This window comes from Salinibacterium sp. NYA9b (assembly GCF_976973725.1).
In genome coordinates, this window is sequence record NZ_OZ333476.1 from 736,600 (window position 1) to 757,586 (window position 20,987).

The window sequence follows — 20,987 nt, forward strand, 5'->3', positions numbered from 1 at the left end:
ATTCACTTGCTGAGCGCCGCAGTGGTCTAACGTAGTCCCGTGAGTAAGCGACAGTCTGCATTAGGTCGCGGTTTTCTTTACGGTCTTTACCAGAAAAAACTGCGGCGCCAGCTAGAGGGCCAGCAATTGCCGCGCCACGTAGCCATGATCATTGATGGCAACAGGCGCTGGGCTAAATTGAAAGATCTTGAGACGGCAGCGCACGGCCATCGAGCCGGTGCGGCCAAGTATCGAGAGTTTTTGGTGTGGTGCGACGACCTCGACATTTCAGTGGCGACGCTTTACCTGCTCTCCACCGACAATCTCACAAGCCGATCGCCAGAAGAGCTGAAAGAGCTGTTCACAATCATTGGTGACCTTGCCGAAGATCTGTCGCACTTCCGCGACTGGCGCGTTCAGCATGTGGGATCGGATGTTGGTCTCCCCGAGCAGCTCAAAGCGCAGCTCAAGGGTGCTCACGAGCGCACCGCAGACAACACCGGCCTGCACGTGAACCTCGCCATCGGCTACGGCGGACGCCACGAAATCGCCGAAGCCATGCGCCGTATCGTGCGCAACCATAGCGATGAAGGTCACAGCCTTGACGCGCTCGCTGAACTTCTCACTCCCGAACTCATTGGTGAGCACCTCTACACCAAGGGTCAGCCCGATCCCGACCTCGTTATCCGTACCTCGGGGGAGCAGCGTATTAGCGACTTCATGTTGTGGCAATCTGCCCACAGCGAGTTGTATTTCATGGAAGCACTCGGGCCCGATCTGCGTGAAGTCGATTTCTTGCGCGCCCTTCGTGATTTCTCGCGGCGCAACCGTCGCTTCGGTGCCTAACCGCGAACGAAATGTGACGCGATGGTGTCTTGTGGCGTGTCGCTGCGCCCAGATTGCGTGACGGGTTTAGCGTTCAATCCATCAGGTATGGCGCCTGATCGAGACGGCCACGTAAGTTCGTTTTCGTAAAGTACTGGCCGTCTTCGCAGACTGGATCCGAGTGCTCGCACTCGGGGATGGAGTGCACGTTGGCCGACCTAGCAACCCCCAAGACCACGATCACCACGTCGAAGGCGGGAGGGCGGGCCCAACGACAAGCCGAACGTACTTACGTTCTTGATACATCAGTTTTGCTCTCCGATCCGAGCTCGATCAAGCGGTTTGCTGAACACAATGTTGTTCTGCCCGTTGTAGTGATCACCGAACTCGAAGCCAAGCGCAACGACCCCGAGATTGGGTACTTCGCCAGGCAAGCGCTGCGCAGTCTCGACGAGATGCGCGTCAAGCATGAGCGCCTCGACTTTCCCATCTCGGTGGGCGACGACGGTGGCACGCTGCGCGTCGAACTCAACCACTCCAATATGTCTGTGCTTCCCTCCGGGCTGCAGCTGGGCGATAACGACTCGCGAATCCTTGCCGTTGCGCTCAACCTCGCGAACGAGGGGCTGGACGTCACGGTCGTCTCGAAAGATCTTCCCCTCCGGGTGAAGGCGGCATCCATCGGTCTCGCGGCCGAGGAATACCGCGCAGAACTCGCTGTCGACTCGGGGTGGACTGGCCAGGCTGAGATTGAACTCAGCGGCGATCAGGTCGCCGAGCTCTATGACAAGGAGCGTTTGCAGACGCGGGCGGTGGGAGATCTGCCCATCAACACCGGGCTTGTGGTCACCTCCGAACGAGGTTCGGCCTTGGCCCGGGTGACGGCCCGCGGCACGATGTCGCTCGTTCGAGGCGATCGCGAAATCTTCGGACTGCACGGTCGTAGCGCCGAGCAGCGACTAGCGATCGAAATGCTTCTTGATCCTGAACTGGGCATCGTCTCGCTCGGGGGAAGCGCCGGTACGGGAAAGTCTGCCCTCGCTCTGTGTGCTGGCTTGGAAGCAGTGTTGGAGAAGCAGCAGCACCGCAAGATCATGGTGTTCCGTCCGCTCTACGCCGTCGGTGGTCAGGAATTGGGCTACCTACCCGGCGATGCGGCCGAGAAGATGAACCCCTGGGCGCAGGCAGTGTTCGACACTCTCGGCTCCGTTGTCTCGGAAAACGTTCTCGAGGAAGTGCTTGATCGGGGACTGCTCGAGGTGCTTCCGCTCACTCACATCCGTGGTCGTTCGCTTCACGATGCATTTGTGATTGTGGATGAGGCGCAGTCGCTTGAGCGCAATGTTCTGTTGACGGTGCTCAGCCGCATCGGTCAGAACTCACGTGTGGTGTTGACCCACGATGTGGCACAGCGCGACAACCTCCGCGTCGGACGCCACGATGGAGTCGCTTCAGTGATTGAAACGCTCAAGGGACATTCGCTCTTCGGGCACATCACCCTCACGCGATCGGAACGATCGGCAATCGCTGCCCTCGTCACCGAGCTTCTGGAGGGCAACGACATCGCCTAACGATTGGCTCTCAAAGTCTGAGCGCGCCGCGTGAGTGTCAGCGCGGCGCGATCAGACAACGTAAGGTTTTCTCGTGGGCTCGGTGTGGTGGTTTTTGGCAATTCCCCTTGGGGTTGCCGTGGTGTGGGCGATACTCGCACCCCGAAACCAATGGCGGAGCCTTTTTTCGTGGTCGGTAGCTAACGCCCACTCCTCAGAGCCAGGCGGCGCGGCTTACGCTTCTCGCCAACTCATCGCTGGCATTGCGCTCGGGCTCGCCCTGCTCGTGGTGGTTTTCGCCGTGATCGCTACTACCGCACGCACACCGCAAGAGCCCTCGCACGTCAGCGTTCTCGAACAGACGTGGGGATCGCCAGCACCGTTGTTCGTGTACCGCACGTTCCAACCCGCGACGACGCCTGATCCCGCCCTCGTTGAGGTACCGATCGAGAATTACCTCCCGGTGAACGACGATGAGGCGGCGCCGCTGTACTTGCTCGACCTCGAACCCTTTTCGCGGCTAGGCACCACGAACATTCCGGGCTACATCGGCAGTGAGCCCGACGAAACAGATTCGACGATTGGTCGAGCTGATGTCTTGATTCATGTGCGTGGCCCGCTGCTGTGTGTTCCTCGTCGGGTTGTCGTCGTTGAGGGGCCCGAGAGCGTGCAAATCGCGGTTCAGTATGGCTTGCCCACGCCAAGCGATGGTTCGAAGCCCGACAACGCAGAAGCGTGCCCGCTCGGTGAAGACCTCACCGGCTCAGTGCTCATCCCGATCACATTGAATGATGTGATCGGAGAGCGTTCCGTCGAGGGCCTCGACGGAACGCCGCTCACACTGCTTGATACAACTAGTTAGCCAGGTGTCGTCATCGACAGAACGTCGAGGGCGGCATCCAACTGTTCGAGCGTGACTTCGCCGCGCTCAACAAAGCCGAGATCAATGACGGCTTCACGCACGGTAATTGACTGTGCAACAGCGTGCTTGGCAATCTTGGACGCTGCTTCGTACCCGATGATCTTGTTCAGCGGCGTCACGATCGACGGCGATGATTCGGCAAGGGCGAGGGCGCGCTCGAGGTTCGCTTCGAGACCGTCAACGGTCTTGTCGGCGAGGGCGCGCAGCGAGTTGGAGAGCAGGCGGCTCGACTCGAGCAGCGAGGTTCCCATCACGGGGATCGCAACGTTGAGTTCGAAGGCTCCGGATGCTCCACCCCACGCGATCGTCGCGTCGTTTCCGATAACGCGAGCACAGACCATGAGCACGGCTTCGGGGATGACCGGGTTGACCTTGCCGGGCATGATCGAGGAGCCGGGCTGGAGATCGGGGATCTGCAATTCGCCGAGACCGGTGTTGGGGCCTGAGCCCATCCAGCGGAGGTCGTTGCAGATCTTGGTAACGGAGACGGCGATCACGCGAAGAGCACCGGATGCCTCTACGAGGGAGTCGCGCGCACCCTGAGCTTCGAAGTGGTCTTCAGCCTCGGTGATCGGCAGACCGGAGTTCTCGGCGAGGATCTCGATGACGCGCTGCGGGAAGCCGAGTGGGGTGTTGATGCCTGTGCCGACGGCGGTGCCGCCGAGGGGAACCTCTGCGACGCGGGGGATTGCCGACTGGATGCGGGCGATGCCGAGACGAATCTGGCGGGCGTAGCCGGCAAATTCTTGGCCGAGGGTGACGGGAGTGGCATCCATGAGGTGGGTACGGCCAGCCTTGACCGCGCCCTTCCACAGTTCTGCCTTCACGTCGAGCGCTGCAGCGAGGTGCTCAAGCGACGGGATGAGGTCACCGATAAGCGCACCGGTCACGGCAAGGTGCACCGAGGTGGGGAACACGTCGTTCGACGACTGCGATGCGTTCACGTGGTCGTTGGGGTGAACGGCACTGCCGAGCGAGTCGGTGGCGAGTCGCGCAAGAACTTCGTTCATGTTCATGTTCGAGGAGGTGCCGCTGCCGGTCTGGTAGGTGTCTACCGGGAACTGGTTGTGGAACTGACCGTCGATGATCTGGTCTGCGGCGCCCACAATGGCATCCGCGATGGCGGGGTCGAGCTTGCCGAGTTCGCTGTTGGCGATTGCGGCGGCACGCTTGACGCGGGCGAGAGCGACGATCTGAGCGGGCTCAAGGCCGGTGCCCGAGATGGGAAAGTTCTCTACTGCGCGCTGCGTCTGAGCGCCGTAGAGGGCATCCTTGGGCACGCGTACCTCGCCCATGGTGTCGTGTTCGATGCGGTATTCGGTGGAACTCGTCACAGCGTTGTAATCCTTTGTTTGCGAGCGAACTGGGTGAGACGTGGTGGAGGGCGCTAAACCGTGCCGATGACGAGATCGGGCACAGCCCGACCCTCAAGCAAACGGTAGTTCGCGCCTACTACTGCAAGGGTACCTGCGGCCACAGCATCGCTGATGAGTTCGGACGCATTCATGAGTTCGAGGATGGTGGCGCGCAAATGAATGCGTCCCACGTCATACGCATTGATCGAGTCGATCTCCACGGTGCCAGATTCACTGCCAGCAACGCGACGCACGGCGGGCACAATTTTTGAAATCAACGATTGGATGTGTGGGGGCAGCGCGGGAGCATCCGCTGTCTGGGATTCGATGGCAGCAGCAACAGCACCACATTCGTCGTGGCCGAGAACGAGAATCAGTGGAACGTTGAGCACGCTCACCGCATATTCGAGAGAGCCCACGACGGAGCTGGAGATGACTTGACCGGCGTTTCGCACGACGAAGAGATCACCGAGGCCTTTGTCGAAAATGATTTCGGCTGCGAGGCGGGAGTCGCTGCAGCCGAACAGCGCGGCGTGCGGTGCTTGAGCATTGGCCAGCTCGGTGCGACGATCTACATCTTGACGGGGATGCGCCGGTGCGCCAGAAACGAATCGCTCGTTGCCGCGCGACATCTCATTCCACACTTGGGCGGGTGTTTTGGTGGGGTTCGTCATGGTGTCTCCACATCGGCGGCGATGGATGCCGCAAGTAGTTCGAACTCTGAATCGGCGGCGGTTCCGTGAAGCACAACAGTGCTGCCTGCAAGCTCCGCCGAGAGCACGTACGCATAGTTTCCGGTGTCCGAGTCCGAACGGCGATCGTAAATCGTCCATTCGATTCCATCGATCACGATCGTGCCGGTCGCGAGGGCGCCATCCGTCACGATTCCGACCCACGTGGGGTTCGCTTCGATGCCCTGTTCGAGCGCGATGAACTGCGCCCCCGAGGTGTCGGTGGATGGCGTCACAAGTCCGATGTACCAGGTCTGCACTGACGAAGTGGTTCCCAGTCGCGCCGAGTTGGCGTACCAGGACTCTGGCAAGGAGGGGGCGAGAAGCGGCGCGCTCGAATCGACTTGAGCATCGGCGGCGATGGTCTGGTAGTCGGCGACCACGGGGGTTTCTTCGCCGGGGCGAACAACAACGAGCACAAGAAATAACACGACCACGAGGGATGCCACCGTGGCGCCGACCAGGTTGAGGAGCGTCTGGTTGGCACGGTGCTTGCGCGAGTTCTCTGCCTTGCGCGCGAAAGTCTCTTCTGGCGTCTCGGGGCGACCCAGCTCAGCGACGATGCGCGGTTCGGTGTTCTTAGCCATTACTGGTCGGTGCTCGCGTCAGCAGAGTCACTAGCCGTGCCGGCGCTGCGGGCGGCGTCAAGCCGGGCGCGGGCGCCAATCAGCCACTCTTCGCACCGCTGGGCGAGAGCCTCGCCGCGTTCCCAGAACGCCAGCGATTGTTCGAGCGTTGCCGAACCCTGTTCGAGTTCGTTGACTACAGCAATGAGCTCATCCCGAGCTTCTTCATAACTGAGCTCACTGACAGGGGTTTCATTGGGGGTAGCCACGATGTAATTCTACTGTTCTCTAGTCGTCTGCCGGCTGGCCGGTAACGGTGGTGGAAATCTTGCCGTCGGCAACGGTGAGCAGGAGCTCAGTGCCGTCGGGGGCATCAGAAGTGGAACGCACGGCAGTGCCATCAGGCAGTTGCGCGATGGCATAGCCGCGCTGCAGTGTGCGTTGAGGGGAGAGGGCTCGCAATTGGCCCGTCAGCTCGGTGACCCCGGCGTGTGCTTTCTCAATCGCGCGCTCTACCAGTTCGTTGCTGCGCGAGACGTACCGCGAAAGCTCGTCGGCGTGCGCGTCGACAAGCGACACCGGGTTCGCTAGTACCGGACGGGTGCGCAGCGATTCCAAACGATCGCCCTCATAACTGAGGCGCTGGGTGATGCGCAGTCGCATGCCTGAACGCGCTTGCTGCACGCGACTCAACTCTTCAGCGACATCCGGCACGACACGTTTCGCCGCATCAGTGGGGGTGGATGCCCGCAAATCAGCAACCTCGTCGAGCAGCGGTCGATCGTTCTCATGCCCAATCGCCGACACCAGCGGAGTGACGCAGGCCGCGGCCGTGCGCACCAAGGATTCATCGCTGAACACGAGCAGGTTCTGAAAGTCGCCACCCCCACGGGCGACGATGATGACATCGACCTCGGGATCGGCATCCAATTCTCGGATGCCCTGAGACACCTCGTTGACGGCACGCTCGCCCTGCACGGCCGCATGGGCGGTGCGGAACTTCACGGCGGGCCAGCGTAGCTGAGCGTTGCGAATCACGTCTTTTTCAGCGTCGCTGTCTTTCGCCGTGACAAGCCCGATGCAGTTGGGCAAGAAGGGCAGGGGCTTTTTGTGCTCGAAGAGGCCCTCGGCGCGCAATTTCTGGCGCAGCAGTTCGAGCTTCTCGAGCAAGTCGCCAAGCCCGACGTGCCGCATCTCGAGCACCTGCATGGTGAGCGTTCCGCCCTTGACCCAGTAGTTAGGTTTGACGAGCGCGACAACGCGATCGCCCTGCTTGAGATCCTTGGGCAACTTGGTGCGCACCGACGACCAAATGGTGAACGAGATGGTGGCATCCACTTCAAGGTCTTTGAGCTTGCCGTAGATGTTGCCGCCCGAACCACCCCACTGGGTGATCTCGCCTTCGACCCAGGCCGTGCCGAGTCGTTCGATCCAGCCGCGGATCTTGTGCGACAGCACCGACACCGGCCATGGAGTATCGACGGTGGGCGGTCCCTCTGTGATCGTCACCTAGCCTCCTCAAGCTTGTGATTACAGGGTAGAGGATGCCGCTGATACTGCTCTCCGTTCGGCGTTCGTGCAGCGGTGTTCGGTAGAATCATCCAAGTGAGCACGATTTCTAACGGAAGCGCCCAAGCGCTAGCGATGCCCCCTATGCCCGCACGCCGAGAGCAATTGAAAAATTTGCCGGTCGCAGGCTCAAAACGTGTCGTATTAGCGGCCCCGCGCGGCTACTGCGCGGGAGTCGACCGCGCTGTCATTGCTGTCGAAAAAGCGCTCGCTAACTACGGCGCTCCTGTCTATGTGCGCAAGCAAATTGTTCACAACATTCACGTCGTGACGACGCTCGAAGCGCAAGGCGCCATTTTTGTGGATGAGGTCGACGAGATCCCCGAAGGATCAACCGTTGTCTTTTCTGCCCACGGTGTCTCGCCGGCTGTTGTTAAGGGAGCCTCCGACCGCGAGCTGCATGCAATCGACGCAACCTGCCCGCTCGTCACGAAGGTGCACCGCGAAGCAACGCGGTTCGCTCGCGACAACTACCAAATCTTGCTGATCGGCCATGATGGCCACGAAGAGGTTGAAGGCACGATGGGCCACGCGCCCGAGCGCACCATCCTCGTCAATAGCCCCGCCGATGTGCCCAACATTGTGGTCGAGAACACCGACAACCTCGTCTGGCTGTCGCAGACCACGTTGAGCGTCGATGAAACGATGGAGACAGTTCGCCTGCTGCGCGAACGGTTCCCTACACTTCAAGATCCGCCGAGCGACGACATTTGTTACGCCACGCAGAACCGTCAGGTGGCCATCAAGAAGGTTGCTGAAGACGCTGAACTCGTCATCGTCGTCGGCAGCGCCAACAGCTCTAACACGGTGCGCCTCGTCGATGTCGCTCTCGAATACGGTGCTAAAGCGGCCTACCGAGTCGATTACGCCAGCGAGATCAAGCAAGAGTGGCTCGACGGTGTCGCCACGGTTGGCGTCACGAGCGGAGCATCCGTTCCCGAAGTTTTGGTTCAAGAAGTGCTGGCTGACCTCGCAGAAGCAGGGTACGGCGACGTCTCGACTGTCGTCACCGCCGAGGAAGATCTGATGTTCTCGCTGCCCAAAGAACTGCGCACCGACGCTGCAGGCAACCCCGATGAGCGTGGCCTCGGTGGCCGCAATCGCAAACTTGATTGGCAATAAAATCTATGACAGACCCGCGCCCACGCCCGAAATACGGCGAGTATGCACCCCTGCCTCCCACCGCGCCAGAAGGCACGAGCGAGGTCGGCGCTGGAGAGTCAGCGACTGATCCTGCCGCGATGGCACCGCCGATCATGCCGATCATTCCCGATTCCTCGCTCAACGCGCAGCATCAGCGTGGTGCGGCGGCTGGCCTCACCGGTCACGGCGCTAACGCGGAGGCACCCGCGCGTAAACATCGCCTGTGGGACGTCTTTCTTACTGCAACCCTGTTGCTTTTCGGCGTGGCGGACATCATCAACACGTTCAGCACGGTAGCTAACCTTGGCCCGGTGCTGCGGGAGGGCCTCGCGGCTCAGGGCATGGACGATTTCTCGTCTGACGCCATCGCCACGGATGCCGGCGGCGTTGCCAACATCGTTCGCATTGCCGCCCTCGTGCTCACCATCATCTTCGCGTTGCTGCAAATTCAGCGCAAACGAATCGCCTTCTGGATTCCCCTCATCGGTGCGAGCGTCGCGGGGCTAGCGCTCATGGTGGCGATCTTCGTTGCTGTGCTCAGCGACCCCGGTTTCATGGCGTACGTCGAAAGCCTGCAGTAGCCGTTCCTGCTGTCTTTGAGTGCGCCGAGCTGCTGGCGGCGACAAAGCCGCCGCCGCTGTTAACGACGAATAGGGGCTGACCCGAAGGTCAACCCCTATTCGCAACGAGCGCTACTTGCTGGAGAATCCAGCCGAACCGAGCTGCTTGGTGGCTTCAACAACGCGGAGGGCGAGAGCCGACTCTGCTGTCTTGCCCCAGGCGCGGGGGTCGTAAATCTTCTTGTTGCCAACTTCGCCGTCAACCTTGAGGAAGCCGTCGTAGTTCTTCAGAACGCTGTCCGCAATCGAGCGGCTGTAGGCGTACTGGGTGTCGGTGTCGATGTTCATCTTGATAACACCGTTGGCGACAGCGGTCGCGATCTCTTCATCGGTCGAACCTGATCCGCCGTGGAAGACGAGGTCGAGCGGGTTAGCATCGGTGCCGTACTTCGCGGTGATGCCGGCCTGGATTTCACCGAGCAGTTCAGGGCGAAGCTTCACGTTTCCGGGCTTGTACACACCGTGCACGTTGCCGAAGGTGAGGGCTGCGATGTAGCGGCCCTGCTCGCCGAGGCCGAGCGCTTCGACGGTAGCGATCACGTCATCTAGCGTCGTGTAGAGGCTGTCGTTGATGTCGTGGCTGACACCATCTTCTTCTCCGCCGACGACGCCGATTTCAACTTCGAGAATCGAGTTGATGGCCTTCATGCGGGGAAGGATGTCGCGTGCGATGGCGAGGTTCTCGTCGAGGGGAACAGCTGAGCCGTCCCACATGTGCGACTGGAAGATCGGGTTGCGACCGGCCTTGACCTCAGCTTCGGATGCCGCGATGAGCGGGTAGACAAAGTCATCGAGAGCGTTCTTGGGGCAGTGGTCGGTGTGCAGAGCAACCGTGACGGGGTAGTTCTTGGCGGCTTCGGTGACGAACGCAGCGAAAGCGAGTGCTCCGGATGCGCGTGCCTTGACCGACTGGCCAGCGAAGTAGTCTGCGCCACCCGTGGTGACTTGGATGATGCCGTCAGAGCCAGCATCGCTGAGGCCCTGAAGCACGCCGTTGATGGTGGACGACGACGAAACGTTGATGGCGGGGTAGGCGAAGGAGTTCTTCTTCGCCTTGTCGAGCATTTCTGCGTACTGGTCTGGGGTTGCGACTGGCATTGTTGTCTCTCCTCATGCGGTACCGACTACCGCTCTGGTCCGGCTCGCCTCGATTCTATCCACCGCCTCTGTGTGGGCGCGAACTGTTGCACGTTAGTGCGATCTCTCCGGTAACGACCGAAGGCGGTGGAACGATTCGGATAGACTGAGGGCTGCGCTGACCACCACCGGCGCGTCCCCAGTCGACCACTCTCAACGAAGGATGCCTCTAGGTGAGTACAGAAACCGGCACGCTATTCCTCCACCCCGATCGCAACCTCGCTCTTGAGCTTGTGCGGGCAACCGAAGCGGCCGCGATTCGCGCCGTTCCCTTCATCGGTAAGGGCGACAAGCTTGGCGCCGATGGCGCCGCGGTTGATGCGATGCGCAAGTTCTTGGGCACCGTCGACTTCGATGGCCTTGTTGTTATTGGCGAGGGCGAAAAAGACAACGCCCCCATGCTCTTCAATGGTGAGCACGTCGGCACCGGTCGCGGGCCAGCCTGCGACATCGCGGTTGACCCTATCGACGGCACGTCGCTCACGGCAGCCGGGCGACAGAACGCAATCTCGATGATTGCTGTTTCTGACCGCGGCACGATGCTCGACGCATCCACCGTTTTCTACATGGACAAGATCGTCACCGGTGCTGAAGGCATCGGGGTTATCGACATCCACAAGCCCATCGGCGAGAACATCCGCGCGCTCGCGAAGGCTAAGGGCAAGCGTCCTGAAGACATCGTGGTTGCGGTGCTTGACCGTCCGCGTCACGCCCAACTCATCGACGACATCCGCGAAGCTGGTGCGGGTACGCGCCTCATGCTCGACGGTGACGTTGCCGGCGGAATCAACGCTGCGCTGTACGGCACACGCATTGACATGTGTGTTGGTATCGGCGGCAGCCCCGAGGGCGTTGCTACGGCGTGTGCCATCAAGGCACTCGGCGGTGAAATCCAGACGATCCTGTACCCGCAGTCTGACGATGAGCGTCAACGCGGAATGGATGCCGGGCTCAAGTTCGATCACGTCTACACTGCTGACGAAATGGTCGCCAGCGACAACACGTTCTTCGTTGCGACGGGTGTCACCGATGGTGGACTCGTGAAGGGTGTGCGTCGCTACGGCCCCATCATCCGCACGGAGTCGATTGTGTTGCGTTCACACTCGGGAACGATCCGCCGCATTTCGGCTGATCACCTCGCCGAGAAGTGGCTCGACCACTAAAGACAGCCTTCAATTGGCGCGTTCTCCGTCTCGGAGAGCGCGCCAGTTCTCGTTAACGGCCGTCGCTGTCGGTGGGCAGTTCGAGTTCCATTTCGGCTGCCGTGATGTGCTTTGGCGTGCCCTCAACCGTGTGGGTGTCTCCGATGACTTTCGATTCGTCGAGGGCATTGAGCTTGCGGGCGGTCACGAGCACGCGGCTCTCGAGCGAGTTCGCGAACTGGTTGTAACTGTTCACGGTGGTGTCTATTGAGCGACGCAGTTTGTCAGCGTGCTCGGCAAGCGTGGCGAGGCGCTGGTAGAGCTCTTTGCTGAGATCAAACAGCGTCTTGGCTTGGTCGGTGAGCACGTCTTGCTGCCAGGAGAACGCCACCGTCTTCAACACTGACCACAGGGTCACGGGGGAGGCAAGAGCGACGCGCTTGCTGAAGGCGTAATCCATGATTGACGGGTCAGCTTCCATCGCTGACGATACGAGCGATTCGCTCGGGATGAACGCAATAACGAGCTCGGGGGAGGCCTCGAGCCCGGCCCAGTAGGCCTTGCTGGCGAGGGTGTCGATGTGGCCGCGCATCACCTTGACGTGCTGCTTGATGAGGGCCTCGCGGCGGGCACCTTCTTCTCCCGTCGCGGTGACTGAGATCTGGCTCGCCTCCAAGAAGGCGGTGAAGGGAACTTTGGCGTCGACCGCGATGTTCTTGCCGCCGGGAAGGTGCACGACCATGTCGGGGCGGCCGGCACCGGCATCCGAATTGATGCTCGATTGCAGGTCGAAGTCGACCCGTTCGATGAGGCCAGCGGCCTGCACGACATTGCGAAGCTGGGTCTCGCCCCAGACGCCACGCGTCGAGTTGTTGCGCAGGGCCGAGGCCAGTGATTCGGCGGTGCTGCGCAGGCGCTCTTCGGATTCGGTGGCTGATTTGAGTTGCTGGCTCAGCTCGCCGTGTTGCAGACTGCGCTGCGACTCCAACTCGGTGACCTTGTTCTGCATCGTGCGTAGCGTTTCTTGCACGGGGGTGAGCGCCTGCAGAACCTTAGATTCGCGACGTTCGCGCTCAACGAGAGCCGCAGCTTCATCCCGCTGGCGATCGAGGGTCTCGCGGTACTGCGCTTGCAGTGACGCCACTTGCTCGCTCAGCGCTTCAGACCGTGCCGTGATGGATGCCAGCTCCGCTGCCAGTCGAGACTGCTGTTCGCGCTCGCCGGCAGTCACGTTCGCGATCGCCGCCTGATGGCGAGCCTCCAGCACTTCGGGGTCAACGCGGCCCGTCGGCGCGGTCGCGCGAACACGGGCAATGAGCAGGCCAATCACGACGCCGAGGACGGCGCCCACGAGTAGACCAACGATGAGGGCGACGAGGGGATCCATTCCGCCAGTGTGCCAGTCGGCGACGACATTGAGGGATGCCCTGCGGCAGTTGTCCCGAAGCGCCCCTAGGGTTAACGCATGGCTAGCGATTCCGTGCATCCGCTCGATGTGAGCACCGACGATCTGCGCTACCTCATTGCTGTAGCCCGCGCCGGCCGAATGGTGTCGGCAGCAACTCTGCTCGGCGTCGACCACACCACCGTGCGTCGCCGCATCGACCGGCTTGAAGCAGCCCTCGGGGTGCGCCTCCTTGACCGTGGCGCTGACGGCTGGGAACTCACCGCCATCGGCCGCGAAGTTGCCACCCGCGCCGCCGGGCTCGAGAACATCGTTGAAAACGTCGTCGGGGCGACCAGCGGGGGAGCGGACGAAGTGCGCGGCACCGTGCGCATCGTCGCGCCCGATGGATTCGGGGCCACCTTTGTGACGGCAGCGCTCGCGGCAGTGCAGGCGGAGCATCCGGCCATCACGGTCGAGCTGGTCACCTCTACCCGCCCGCTGAGTTTGCGTGGCGCAGGCTTCGATCTGGCGATCACGATCGGTACGACGGCGACCTCACGCCTCGCCTCTGAGCCGCTCGCCGCCTACGCGCTGCGTCTCTATGCCTCGCCCGGCTATGTCGCGACGCATCCACCGATTCATTCTGTTGCCGATCTCGACAGCCATCCGCTGGTCTTTTATGTGGATGCCCTGCTCACGGTTCGCGAGCTCGACCTCGCCCCGGTACTCGGCGGCATGCGCGTCGGATTCGGTTCCACGAGTGTGTTTGCGCAACTCGAGGCCACGCGTCAGGGAGCAGGCATTGGGCTGCTGCACGCCTTCATGGCCGAGCCCGAACCAGGCCTCGTTGCAGTGCTGCCCGACGAGGTCAGTTTCCGCTTGGAGTTCGCTCTTTCGGTGCGCAAAGAGGCCGCGGATGTCGAGGCCGTTCAGCTGGTGCGAGCGGCGTTGCATCGCGAGGTTGCGCGGCGCGGTTCAGAGCTATTGCCCTTCAACTAGCGCCTCACACCAGCGTGTGCGTTTCTGCAGATTGCCCGTGCACTAATAGGCCTTGATTGCAGATCGGATGGGTTGCAGACTGGGCACACCTCCGATCGAAAGTAGGCCCATGTACTCTACGATTCCGCACTGGATCAACGGCTCCGCTACCGAGGGCGATTCGCCCAACCGTGGCGACGTCTTCAACCCCGCAACGGGCGCTGTCGCTCGCACCGTTCCTCTCGCATCCGTCGCTGATGTCAACGCTGGTGTTGCCGCGGCTAAGGCTGCCTTCCCCGCCTGGGGCAACACGTCGCTCGCCAAGCGCACCGCGGTAATGTTTGCTTTCCGCGAGCTTTTCAACGCTCGCAAGGATGAGCTTGCTGCCATCATCACCGCCGAGCACGGCAAGGTGCTTTCAGATGCTGCTGGCGAGATCGCCCGTGGCCTTGAAGTTCTCGACTACGCCTGTGGCATCGCCCAGCTCAGCAAGGGCGAGTACAGCGAAAACGTGTCAACCGGTGTTGACGTGTACTCGTTGCAGCAGCCGCTCGGCGTTGTCTCGATCATCAGCCCCTTCAACTTCCCGGCCATGGTGCCGATGTGGTTTTTCCCGATGGCCGTTGCCGCCGGTAACACGGTTGTTTTGAAGCCCAGCGAGAAGGACCCGTCCGCCTCGCTCTGGATGGCAGAGCTTTTCACCGAGGCAGGCCTTCCTGACGGTGTCTTCAACGTTGTTCACGGTGACAAGCTCGCCGTTGACACTCTTCTTGAGCACCCCGATGTTGCCAGCGTCTCGTTCGTTGGTTCCACCCCGATCGCCAAGTACATCTACGAAACCGCTGCTCACCACGGCAAGCGCGTTCAGGCTCTTGGTGGCGCGAAGAACCACATGCTGGTGCTTCCGGATGCGGACCTCGACCTCGTTGCTGACTCTGCTGTCAACGCTGGGTTCGGTTCCGCTGGCGAGCGTTGCATGGCGATCTCGGTCGTCGTTGCTGTCGAGCCTGTTGCTGACGAGCTCATCGCCAAGGTCAGCGAGCGGATGTCGACCCTCAAGGTTGGCGACGGAACTCGCTCCTGCGACATGGGTCCGCTCATCACGCAGCAGCACCGCGACAAGGTTGCTGGCTACATCGAGCTTGCTGAGGCTGACGGCTCCACTGTCGTCGTTGATGGACGCGGCATCGAGATCGATGGCGACGCTAACGGCTTCTGGCTCGGCCCGACGCTCATCGACAACGTCTCCACGGATTCGGATGTCTACAAGCACGAAATCTTCGGACCGGTTCTCGGCGTGATTCGCGTTCAGAGCTACGAAGAAGGGCTCGCCCTGATCAACTCCTCGCAGTACGGAAACGGCACCGCGATCTTCACGAACGATGGCGGAGCGGCTCGTCGCTTCCAGCGCGAAGTTGAGGTCGGCATGGTCGGCATCAACGTTCCGATCCCCGTTCCGGTTGCCTTCTTCTCCTTCGGCGGCTGGAAGGATTCGATGTTCGGCGACACGAAGGCTTATGGCCCCGACGCGATCCGTTTCTTCACCCGTCAGAAGGCTGTAACCAGCCGCTGGCTCGACCCGAGCCACGGTGGAATCAACCTGGGCTTCCCGCAGAGCGACGCCTAACACATAGTCCGCATTACCGTCGCGATAGCGGTCCCGTACCTCGGGGCCGCTATCGCCGGTAGGATTGTCTTCTGTGGCTCTCACTATTGCAATCGTTGGACTCCCGAATGTCGGCAAGTCCACCCTCTTTAACGCCCTGACCAAGAATTCGGTGCTCGCCGCGAACTATCCGTTCGCGACCATCGAACCTAACGTGGGCATCGTTAACCTGCCCGACCCGCGCCTCAAGGTGCTTGCGGGCATCTTCGGCAGTGAGCGCATCCTGCCCGCTCCGGTCTCTTTCGTTGACATCGCCGGCATTGTGCAGGGCGCCAGCGAGGGCGAAGGTCTGGGCAACAAGTTCTTGGCGAACATTCGCGAGGCTGACGCCATCGCTCAGGTCGTGCGCGGCTTTAGCGACCCGGATGTTATTCACGTCGACGGCAAAGTTGATGCGGCATCCGATATGGAGACCATCAATACCGAGCTGATTCTCGCTGACCTACAGACGCTTGAAAAGGCTGTTGCGCGGTACGAGAAGGAACTCAAGACCAAGCGTGTTGAGCCCGCCGTTCTCGAGGCTGCGCTTGCTGCGCAGGCGTTCCTCAATGAGGGCAAGCCGTTGTCGGCGGCGACCAAGATTGAACTTGAGCTGATCAGTGAACTGGGTCTACTCACCTCCAAGCCATTCATTTACGTTTTCAACGTGGATGAAGCGGTGCTGGGCAGCACCGAAAAGCTCGCCGAATTGGCAGCCCTGGTTGCCCCCGCGAAGGCCATCTTCCTCGATGCCAAGCTGGAGGCCGAACTCATCGACCTCGACGAAGAGGATGCCGCAGAGCTTCTCGCGAGCACCGGTCAGGAAGAGAGCGGTCTCGACCAGCTCGCCCGCATCGGTTTCGACACTCTCGGCCTGCAGACGTACCTCACGGCTGGTCCGAAAGAGACTCGTGCCTGGACGATCCCGAAGGGTGCCAAGGCGCCTCAGGCTGCCGGCGTCATCCACACCGACTTCGAAAAGGGCTTCATCAAGGCGGAGGTCATCGGCTTCGACGACCTCGTTGAGACAGGCTCCATCGCTGAGGCTCGCGCCAAGGGCAAGGCCCGCGTTGAGGGCAAGGAATACGTCATGAGCGACGGCGACGTCGTGGAGTTCCGCTTCAACAACTAGGGGTTTTCGTCTTCCGTCACGCCAGGCTGCTCACAATCTCTGTGAGAAGAACACCTAGCGCGCTGAGACCTTCAGCGTGTTGGTGGTTCTGGTGATGCGCTCCCCGTCCTTCTCGAGGAAGACGATCTCGCCGAACTCGAGAAGCGACCAGTCGTCACCCTCGGTCAAGGGCTCGGAGGCGAATATGACACCGGTCGCGTCATCCTCGCTGCTCTCCTCAAAATCGTAGGTCGTTGCGTCGTCCTCGAAGTTGCGCCCCATCAGTAGGTACATCGGTTCGAGGAGCATCGAGAGCGCGAAGTCGTCGCTGTCGGGGGCTGACTTCCGCAGCTCCTTCCAGTCACCAGCGGGGTTGGTCTCACCGTGATGACCGAGGCCGACGTTGATACCGATGATGCGGTCGGCTGACACGAGGGCCATTTTCAACTTGGTCAGAGCGCCGAGGTCGAGGTCCTTCATCGCCTGGGCGATCAGCTCGATGAGCTTCTCGATCGCTCGTTGGACGTCCTCGTTGCTGTCACCCTCGAGCAGCGAGAGGAGTAGCACGTAGATGAACTCGGTGTCCGTGTTCCCGCGCATTTGTTTGAGATACCGATCCTCGCAGTGCTGCAGCAGCTCGCGCTGCAGGAGCTGCCAATTCGGCAGGTAGCCATTTTGGGCGACGATCCACGGGGTCTCCTCGAAGGAGAACGGGTGGCAGTTCTCGTCGACCATCACGACCTTCGAGTCGTACGCCGCGGCTCGCACATGCGCCAACATCGTGCTGGCCTGGAGGCTGGGGATCATCCGGCTGGCGTTGTCGTCGTAAAAGGCCGCCATGGGGCGGCGGTAGATGAAGGGTTCTTCGGGCTTCAGCAGGTGCTCGCCCCAGATCCCGAATCCCCATCCGGCCAACTGGAGCTCGGGGTGCCGTTCGGGGTCGAGTGCCTGGTTGATCAGGCTGTTCTCTGGCTTGAGGAGGAGGTTCTCCAGTGGTGTCTCAGGACCGAGGTAGGCGAGCACGCGGCACATAAGTCTCCTTCGTTGGGCTCCTGCAATTCTACTGTCGTTGCACGGAGCCGGTGCTGGTCATCTGAACAACACACCGAGGTCAATCGGCTACGGAACGCGGTGGAATTCCGCTCCAACAACTAGGCGCGTCTCGCAGTGTCGCACGACGTCTTTCCGCGGTCGTGCCACTATGACGTATGACAACAAGCCCTGTCCCGCGCACGAACACGCTCGCACTCATCGGATTCATCGCCGCGTTCATGATTCCGATCGTGGGGGTGGTGCTGGGCGCAATGGGTCGCAAGCAGATCACGTCGAGTGGGGAATCGGGTCGCGGGCTAGCTCGCGCAGCGATCATCATCGGCATCGCGGGCACGTTGTTCCAAGTTGCTTTCTTCGCTGTCTGGCTCACGATCATGACCGCTGGGCTGACGCAGAGCGGACTTCTGGGCTAGGCCTAGACCATGATTCGGTCTTTCTGGAAGAAGCATGTCAAGCCTCCGATCCCGGACGAAACCCTGGATCCGTTCGAGGGAGGCGTTGGTGTCTTAACGAAAGATGGCGTCGAAGCCGGCCACATCGCGTCAGTCGTAGGGCACTTCGTATCGCCATTGAGTCTCTTCCAGCAGACATGGTGGGTCTGGTACATCGTCGTCTGGGCCGACGGCACTCACGAGCGATCCCAGGAAGACTATCCACCGTGGATCACCGTGCGGGAGCTGCAAGCGGGATACTTCGAATTCAGCGGCCACAAGTCGCCACACAACGGTCGCTACGATTTCGCTTGGCTCGACGCGGACGAAGCGGCCGCTACTAAAGAGAAACTAGGCATTACAGACGAAGAGTTTTAGCGGCAGCACGCGCTTGCGTCATCGCCATTGTTCGTGAGTCATCCCGTTCGAATTGATCAGGAGAACGCCGGTAGGCTTTTTCAAGCAGCACAGCCCGCCAAACACGTCCAGCGAAGGAATCTCATGCCCGTTATCGCCATCATCGGAGCAGGCCCCGGACTGGGCGCTGCAGTCGCCCGCAGGTTTGGGCGCGAGGGCTTCGCTGTCGCACTGATTTCACGGGATCAGTCGAAGCTAGACGCTCTCGCCATTGAGCTCGAAACGGATGGCGTGACCGCCCGCGGTTTTGCTGCGGACGTGCGCGAGCCGGCGCAACTCGAAAGCTCGCTCGCTCGTGCGGCCGCCGAACTCGGACCCATCACCGCCGTGCAGTACAGCCCGCTTCCGTCGCGCGACTACCTGAAGCCGGTGCTCGATCTGACTCCCGAACTCGCGCTCGAAGCACTCCAGTTCTCAGCCCTCGGCCTCATCCACACCGTGCGTGCAGTGCTGCCCGCAATGCGGGAGGCTGGCCACGGCAGCATCATCCTGATCAACGGTGGCACCTCGGTGAAGGCCCGCGCCGGCTTCGCGGGAACGTCGCTCGCGTTCCCCGCCGAGAGTGCCTACGGCGAGATGCTGTACGAGACGCTCGAAGGGGAGGGGATCCGCATCCGTCAGCTCGTTATCCCGGGCGGCATTCCCAAGCTTCAGCTGCCCAACGGCATCGATGACGTCGCTTCTCGCATCTGGGACATCCACGCCGCAGAAGGCGAATTCCGCACGATGCTCATCCCGCTCGAAGACGGCCGCGAATAGTGCGCTCTTCCGCGACTAGTCGCACAACCTGCCGGCCTTCGAAAGGAACCAGTTCATGACGACAGCGGAAGAGTACCTTCGCGACATTCCCGCGGCCCACCGCTCGGCGACGAACACGATCGCTGCCCGGCTCTCGCTGTGGGCCAAGGACCTTGCGTCTGATCTGCAGCCGGTGGTGTTCCTTCCCGGCCAGAAAGACCACCCGGTCTTTGACGACGCTGCTCGAGTCTTCGACGATGCTGTCGAGCAGCTGTTGCTTGCGGATGCTCCGCGACCGAACGAGGTGCCGCTGCTGTTTGTCGGCTACCACGCCATGAATCGCTTCACACGAAAGCGCCAGACTCTGGGTTTTCTCGTGACCGATCAGCGCATCGTTATTCAAGACAAGTTCGCGGGAGTGTTCGGGCGTGAGCTTCCCAACTATCGGATGCTGCCCGTCACCTCGGCAGATCCGGTCGCCTCCAGTCATGCCCTGATCAGTTCCGTTGGCAGTGCCTTCGACTGGTCAGACATGGTGAAGCTCATCGGAGCCGACTCGGTTGAGGGCCACTCTCCAGAGTTCCGGCTCACTCAGCTTCTCGAGGATGCCGTGAGGAGCGTCGTGCAGCTCTCGCAGGCGCTCGGGCTCGCCGTCGCGGGTGAGCCGGGCGAGGACGAGACTGAGAACGCGACTGCTGCTGAGCTGGTTCCGCGGCTGGCAGAGCTCGGCATCCGTAGCGATGTATTGCTGGCCGATGACCCGCGCCTCGCCAAGATGATCAAGAAGTTCGGCCCCAAGATCGGCTTGGGCGGCGGCGAGACCATAGCGTTCGCATCGCTCGATAAAACCTTCGCCGGCGTGTACGGCATTGTCGTCACCGATGTCGCGGTTCGCTCGTGTGACCTGATGGAAGAACCGGTCGTATCGCACCGCAGTGCAATCGACCCGGCATCCATCAAGCTGGATGACAAAGCGACGGCCATCATTACCGAGCCGGGCGTCGCCCACGTCCTTGTCTCGCACCTGTCGGCCGACGTGAAGAATGGCATCGTGACCGCGCTGCGTGAACTGATCGCGGGCGACATCAAGCCTTAGGCGTTAACGAGTACCGACTCTGCGGCGGCGCGTCGTGCGCGGGGTGCGGTTTCGCGCTCGCGGATGACGTCGGTCATTTCCGCGGGGTCACCCAGTGCGCCAACGGCCATGACCGTGGTGGGGGTGAAGTGGGGGTCGATGTCGAGGGCCGCTGCTGCGGCATCCGGGTCGAACCCTGACATCTGGTGGCTGAACAGTCCGTGGCTCTGAGCCTGGATCGTGAAGTAGGCGACGGCCTGGCCGGTGTCGTAGAGGGCTGTCGGCTGCGGCTTGCCCTCGGGGTTGTGGTGTTCCGTCAGGAAGACGAGTAGTGCTGATGCGGACCCGGCCCACGACTGGTTGAACGCGATAAGTGAGGAAACGATGGCGTCGTGTTGCGGGGTTCCACGACGGGCGACGACGACGCGCCAGGGCTGGCTGTTGTATGCCGAGGGTGCCCAGCGAGCAGCTTCGAGAGCATTCTGCAGCGCCGCCTCATCGAGCGGTGCGGTGGCATCGAAGTGGCGGGGGCTCCACCGTTCGGCAAGCACATCAAGGATGGGGGAGTCGGTCGCGGCGAGACGGTCGTGAAGCATGGTCATGAAGAGGCCTT

General features: G+C 61.4%; 22 protein-coding genes. 13 read left to right on the forward strand and 9 right to left on the reverse strand.

The features are described from left to right. The first annotated feature begins 39 nt into the window (after positions 1-39). The 3 genes from ACWFSR_RS03530 (at position 40) to ACWFSR_RS03540 (ending at position 3,216) form a co-directional block, all read left to right on the forward strand. Positions 40-825, forward strand: a complete 786-nt coding sequence (locus ACWFSR_RS03530; RefSeq protein WP_197107439.1) for an isoprenyl transferase — start codon at positions 40-42, stop codon at positions 823-825. 176 nt (positions 826-1,001) lie between these two features. After that, entirely contained in the window at positions 1,002-2,375 is a 1,374-nt protein-coding gene (locus ACWFSR_RS03535; RefSeq protein WP_374059110.1) for a PhoH family protein, read from the forward strand. A gap of 94 nt (positions 2,376-2,469) precedes the next feature. Then, positions 2,470-3,216, forward strand: a complete 747-nt coding sequence (locus tag ACWFSR_RS03540) for a fumarate hydratase (protein WP_231604136.1) — start codon at positions 2,470-2,472, stop codon at positions 3,214-3,216. Here the strand turns inward: ACWFSR_RS03540 and ACWFSR_RS03545 are convergent. Genes ACWFSR_RS03545 through xseA form a run of 5 tightly spaced genes read right to left on the reverse strand, consistent with a single transcriptional unit; the run spans position 3,213 to position 7,437 of the window. Continuing rightward, positions 3,213-4,610 (reverse strand): class II fumarate hydratase, encoded by a 1,398-nt coding sequence (locus ACWFSR_RS03545; protein ID WP_197107433.1) that lies wholly within the window; start codon positions 4,608-4,610, stop codon positions 3,213-3,215. The genes ACWFSR_RS03540 and ACWFSR_RS03545 overlap by 4 nt on opposite strands. 53 nt (positions 4,611-4,663) lie before the next feature. After that, positions 4,664-5,305, reverse strand: coding sequence for a carbonic anhydrase (locus ACWFSR_RS03550; RefSeq protein ID WP_197107431.1), 642 nt, complete (start codon positions 5,303-5,305; stop codon positions 4,664-4,666). Next, positions 5,302-5,949, reverse strand: a complete 648-nt coding sequence (locus ACWFSR_RS03555; RefSeq protein WP_447523080.1) for a DUF4245 domain-containing protein — start codon at positions 5,947-5,949, stop codon at positions 5,302-5,304. Before ACWFSR_RS03555 ends, ACWFSR_RS03550 begins: the two co-directional genes overlap by 4 nt. Next, a complete protein-coding gene (locus tag ACWFSR_RS03560; RefSeq protein ID WP_197107427.1) occupies positions 5,949-6,197 on the reverse strand; it encodes an exodeoxyribonuclease VII small subunit in 249 nt (82 codons plus the stop codon). Before ACWFSR_RS03560 ends, ACWFSR_RS03555 begins: the two co-directional genes overlap by 1 nt. A gap of 19 nt (positions 6,198-6,216) precedes the next feature. Beyond that, positions 6,217-7,437, reverse strand: a complete 1,221-nt coding sequence (gene xseA / locus ACWFSR_RS03565; protein WP_197107426.1) for an exodeoxyribonuclease VII large subunit — start codon at positions 7,435-7,437, stop codon at positions 6,217-6,219. A gap of 135 nt (positions 7,438-7,572) precedes the next feature. Here xseA and ACWFSR_RS03570 point away from each other — a divergent pair, with 135 nt between their 5' ends. Next, entirely contained in the window at positions 7,573-8,619 is a 1,047-nt protein-coding gene (locus ACWFSR_RS03570) for a 4-hydroxy-3-methylbut-2-enyl diphosphate reductase (RefSeq protein ID WP_197108525.1), read from the forward strand. A 5-nt stretch (positions 8,620-8,624) separates the two neighbouring features. After that, complete coding sequence (locus ACWFSR_RS03575) at positions 8,625-9,221, forward strand: DUF6264 family protein (protein ID WP_197107425.1); 597 nt, start codon at positions 8,625-8,627, stop codon at positions 9,219-9,221. Positions 9,222-9,332: 111 nt separating this feature from the next. Here ACWFSR_RS03575 and fbaA read toward each other — a convergent pair whose 3' ends face one another. Further along, a complete protein-coding gene (fbaA, locus tag ACWFSR_RS03580) occupies positions 9,333-10,358 on the reverse strand; it encodes a class II fructose-bisphosphate aldolase (RefSeq protein WP_447523081.1) in 1,026 nt (341 codons plus the stop codon). A gap of 212 nt (positions 10,359-10,570) precedes the next feature. Here fbaA and glpX point away from each other — a divergent pair, with 212 nt between their 5' ends. Further along, a complete protein-coding gene (gene glpX / locus ACWFSR_RS03585; protein ID WP_197107423.1) occupies positions 10,571-11,560 on the forward strand; it encodes a class II fructose-bisphosphatase in 990 nt (329 codons plus the stop codon). 52 nt (positions 11,561-11,612) lie between these two features. Here glpX and rmuC read toward each other — a convergent pair whose 3' ends face one another. Next, a complete protein-coding gene (rmuC, locus tag ACWFSR_RS03590; RefSeq protein ID WP_447523082.1) occupies positions 11,613-12,926 on the reverse strand; it encodes a DNA recombination protein RmuC in 1,314 nt (437 codons plus the stop codon). A 78-nt stretch (positions 12,927-13,004) separates the two neighbouring features. Here rmuC and ACWFSR_RS03595 point away from each other — a divergent pair, with 78 nt between their 5' ends. From ACWFSR_RS03595 to ychF, 3 genes are all read left to right on the forward strand, one after another. After that, positions 13,005-13,925: a LysR family transcriptional regulator gene (locus tag ACWFSR_RS03595; protein ID WP_197107421.1), complete on the forward strand. Its 921-nt coding sequence runs from the start codon at positions 13,005-13,007 to the stop codon at positions 13,923-13,925. A gap of 109 nt (positions 13,926-14,034) precedes the next feature. After that, positions 14,035-15,531, forward strand: a complete 1,497-nt coding sequence (locus ACWFSR_RS03600; RefSeq protein ID WP_197107420.1) for a CoA-acylating methylmalonate-semialdehyde dehydrogenase — start codon at positions 14,035-14,037, stop codon at positions 15,529-15,531. Between the two features lie 73 nt (positions 15,532-15,604). After that, positions 15,605-16,681: a redox-regulated ATPase YchF gene (gene ychF / locus ACWFSR_RS03605; RefSeq protein WP_197107419.1), complete on the forward strand. Its 1,077-nt coding sequence runs from the start codon at positions 15,605-15,607 to the stop codon at positions 16,679-16,681. Positions 16,682-16,735: 54 nt separating this feature from the next. Here ychF and ACWFSR_RS03610 read toward each other — a convergent pair whose 3' ends face one another. Next, complete coding sequence (locus tag ACWFSR_RS03610; protein ID WP_447523083.1) at positions 16,736-17,692, reverse strand: class II glutamine amidotransferase; 957 nt, start codon at positions 17,690-17,692, stop codon at positions 16,736-16,738. A gap of 176 nt (positions 17,693-17,868) precedes the next feature. On the opposite strand from ACWFSR_RS03610, the gene ACWFSR_RS03615 reads away from it, so the two are divergent. The 4 genes from ACWFSR_RS03615 (at position 17,869) to ACWFSR_RS03630 (ending at position 20,395) form a co-directional block, all read left to right on the forward strand. Next, on the forward strand, positions 17,869-18,126 hold the full coding sequence (locus ACWFSR_RS03615; protein WP_197107416.1) for a DUF4190 domain-containing protein: 258 nt from the start codon (positions 17,869-17,871) through the stop codon (positions 18,124-18,126). Positions 18,127-18,135: 9 nt separating this feature from the next. Then, the gene (locus tag ACWFSR_RS03620) at positions 18,136-18,522 is read left to right on the forward strand and encodes a hypothetical protein (RefSeq protein WP_197157743.1); all 387 of its coding nucleotides are present in this window, start codon (positions 18,136-18,138) and stop codon (positions 18,520-18,522) included. A gap of 123 nt (positions 18,523-18,645) precedes the next feature. Continuing rightward, on the forward strand, positions 18,646-19,320 hold the full coding sequence (locus ACWFSR_RS03625) for an SDR family NAD(P)-dependent oxidoreductase (RefSeq protein WP_447523084.1): 675 nt from the start codon (positions 18,646-18,648) through the stop codon (positions 19,318-19,320). A gap of 55 nt (positions 19,321-19,375) precedes the next feature. Then, positions 19,376-20,395: a hypothetical protein gene (locus ACWFSR_RS03630; protein WP_447523085.1), complete on the forward strand. Its 1,020-nt coding sequence runs from the start codon at positions 19,376-19,378 to the stop codon at positions 20,393-20,395. On the opposite strand, the gene ACWFSR_RS03635 is transcribed toward ACWFSR_RS03630, so the two are convergent. Beyond that, positions 20,392-20,976, reverse strand: coding sequence for a nitroreductase family protein (locus tag ACWFSR_RS03635; protein WP_197107411.1), 585 nt, complete (start codon positions 20,974-20,976; stop codon positions 20,392-20,394). The genes ACWFSR_RS03630 and ACWFSR_RS03635 overlap by 4 nt on opposite strands. Between the last annotated feature and the right edge of the window lie 11 nt (positions 20,977-20,987).